This window comes from Roseicyclus sp. (assembly GCF_052168335.1).
Lineage (GTDB): Bacteria > Pseudomonadota > Alphaproteobacteria > Rhodobacterales > Rhodobacteraceae > Roseibacterium.
Genome location: NZ_JBQLZP010000046.1, coordinates 1 through 2,571 on the forward strand (window position 1 = coordinate 1; position 2,571 = coordinate 2,571).

3 protein-coding genes are annotated in these 2,571 nt (G+C 70.5%); 2 read left to right on the plus strand and 1 reads right to left on the minus strand.

All coding sequences use genetic code 11. The features are described 5' to 3' along the window. Positions 1–81 precede the first annotated feature (81 nt). Positions 82–792 carry a LysR family transcriptional regulator gene (locus tag ACTS11_RS01620; protein WP_442638608.1) on the minus strand — a complete coding sequence of 237 codons (711 nt, stop codon included), beginning with the start codon at positions 790–792 and terminating at the stop codon, positions 82–84. Between the two features lie 107 nt (positions 793–899). Here ACTS11_RS01620 and ACTS11_RS01625 point away from each other — a divergent pair, with 107 nt between their 5' ends. Beyond that, positions 900–2,030, plus strand: coding sequence for a TauD/TfdA family dioxygenase (locus ACTS11_RS01625; RefSeq protein WP_442638609.1), 1,131 nt, complete (start codon positions 900–902; stop codon positions 2,028–2,030). Continuing rightward, on the plus strand, positions 2,027–2,571 hold a 545-nt coding region (locus tag ACTS11_RS01630), incomplete at its 3' end, for a class II aldolase/adducin family protein (RefSeq protein ID WP_442638610.1). The genes ACTS11_RS01625 and ACTS11_RS01630, both read left to right, overlap by 4 nt.

Here is a 2,571-nt window from a genome sequence, read left to right on the forward strand (position 1 = left end):
GCGGCGCGTGGCGCGGCAGGCCCGCCGGAACGAGCTCGCCCGAGGCCACCAGCGCCCCGGTGATCGAGCGCCAGCCGAGCATCATGCCCCCCCCTCCAGCGCCGCCTGCGTCGTCTGCACGTAGTTTGTGAAGGTCTGCCCGACGCGCCAGAGGTTGGGCTGCCCAGTCGCGCGCAGGTAGTCGGCCCAGGTGAGCCAGGAGCTCTCCGTCGAGCGGACATGGAGGAGCGGAACGCCCGGCGGCGGCGTATCGCCGTGGCGCGCGGCGAGCGCGGGGCTCCAGACCGGCTCCACCGCCTCGTCGAAGAGATGGTGGACCGTCCCGTCGCTCCAGCGCCCGTGGCCGTAGCGGATCGCCACGTCCACCCCGTCGCCGAGCGCGGGCACTCCCGTGGGCGTCGTCATCACGTTGACGAGAAGCTCGGGCGCCGCCCGGTAGAAGGCCGCGAGGCGCGGCATCAGCCAGTAGGTCGCGACGCCGACCGAGCAGGCCACGGTGACGGAGCGTTCGCGCCGCTCGGCATCGGTCCTGAGCGTGTCGAGCGCATCCGCGATCTGGCCGAGCCCGCCCGCGATGGCGGCGGCCAGCGCCTCGCCCGCCTCGGTCGGCCGCGCCGGACGGCGGCCCCGGTCGAGGAGACGCAGGCCGACGTGATCCTCGAGCTGACGCACCGCCTGGCTGATCGCGGGCTGGGTCACGTTCAACTCGGCCGCCGCAGCCTGGACCGAGCCGGTGCGCGCCACCGCGAGGAAGGCCGAGAACAGACGGAGGGGCGGAAGATCGGGCGTCATAACATAAGTTATGGCTTATGTTATCTTCAATGCAATCGCCGTTTCGCGCGGGGGCGACCGGCCCTAGCCTCGGCGCAGGAAACACCTCTCTCGCGAAAGGGCGAACCATGGACGGCGCGCAGATCGAAGGCGTTGCGATCGGGGAGAACGGGCTGACCCTCACCCTGCCCGACGGAAGCCAGGGCTACTACAATTTCTGGTGGCTCCGGGACAATTGCCGGAGCTCCTTCGACGCCGAGACGCGGGAGCGGACCTTCGACATATTCCACTACGCCACGACGCCGCGCCCGGCCGAGGCACGGATCGAGGATGGCGCGCTGGTGATCGACTGGGCGGGCGAGGATCACGTCTCGCGCTATCCGCTCGGGATGCTCGCGGACTACGCGACCGGCGCGCCGCGCCACGACCCCGCCGACCTGCCGCGCAGGCCCTGGTATTCGGACCATTACCCGAACGTCACCCGCGTCTCGCACCCCCTGCTCCTCGAAAGCGCGGAGGAGCGGCGGCGCTGGATGGAGGCGCTGCTGGTCGAGGGCATCGCCATCGTCACCGACATGCCCGACAGCGACGAGGGCCTGACCCGCACGGCCGAGTTGATCGGAACCATCCGGCCGAGCTTCTTCGGCGCCTATTTCGACGTGCGCACGCATATCAAGCCCACGAACCTCGCCTATACCGCCAAGGCGCTGGAGCTGCACACCGACGTCCCCTCGGAGGAGCTGGCGCCCGGCATCCAGTTCCTGCATTGCCGCGCCAACAGCGTGGTGGGGGGGCAGAACCTCTTCCTCGACGGCACGGCGGTCGCCAACGATCTCCGCCGCGAGGACCCCGAGGCCTTCCGCCTGCTGACCGAGATCGACATCCCCTACTACAAGGAGCATGACGGCATCGACATGCGCGCCCGCCAGCGGGTGATCGAACTCGACCGCCACGGCGAGGTCTCGGGCGTCACGATCAGCCAGCACATGGCCGACGTCTTCGACCTGCCGCAGCATGTGCTCGACAGCTACTACCCCGCCTTCGTCCGTTTCGGACGGATGCTGCAGGAGGACCGCTACGTCATGCGCTTCACGCTCCGGGCGACCGAGTGCATCGTCTTCGACAACCACCGTATCGTGCATGGCCGCGCCGCCTACTCGGCCACCAGCGGCGAGCGCTACCTGCGCGGCACCTACACCGACCGGGGCGAGCTGCGCGGCATCTACCGGGGCATGGTCTCGACGGGGCGTTTCGGATGAAGGACGCGCTCGAGGACACGGCGCTCCAGGCGCTGCGGGTCGATCTCGCGGCCGCCTTCCGCATCACGGTGCGCTTCGGCTGGCACGAGTCGGTCGGCAACCATTTCAGCGCCGCCGTCTCGGCGGACGGACGGCGCTTCCTGATGAACCCGAAGTGGCGGCATTTCGGGTCGATCCGGGCCTCGGACCTGCTGCTGCTCGACGCGGACGACGCGAGCGTCATGGAGGGGCCGGACGCGCCCGACGCCTCGGCCTGGACCGTCCATGGCGCGCTGCACCGCGCGCGGCCGGACGTGCGCGTGGTGCTGCATTGCCACCCGCCGCACGCGACGGCCCTCGCGGCGCTGAAGAGCCCGTCGCTGCCGCCCATCGACATGAACACGGCCCGCTTCTTCGGCGACCTGGCCATCGACCTCGAATGCGGCGGCATCGCCGACGACGAGAACGAGGGCGCGCGGATCGCGGCGGCGCTGGGGGATCACTCGACGCTCCTGATGGCGAACCACGGGCTGACCTGCACCGGGCCGACGGTCGCGGCGGC

What these genes read in the sequence shown, in the direction of transcription:
- ACTS11_RS01625 (WP_442638609.1), top strand. Translation starts at nt 900, where the DNA reads ATGGACGGCGCGCAGATCGAAGGCGTTGCGATCGGGGAGAACGGGCTG.
- ACTS11_RS01620 (WP_442638608.1), bottom strand. Translation starts at nt 792, where the DNA reads ATGACGCCCGATCTTCCGCCCCTCCGTCTGTTCTCGGCCTTCCTCGCG.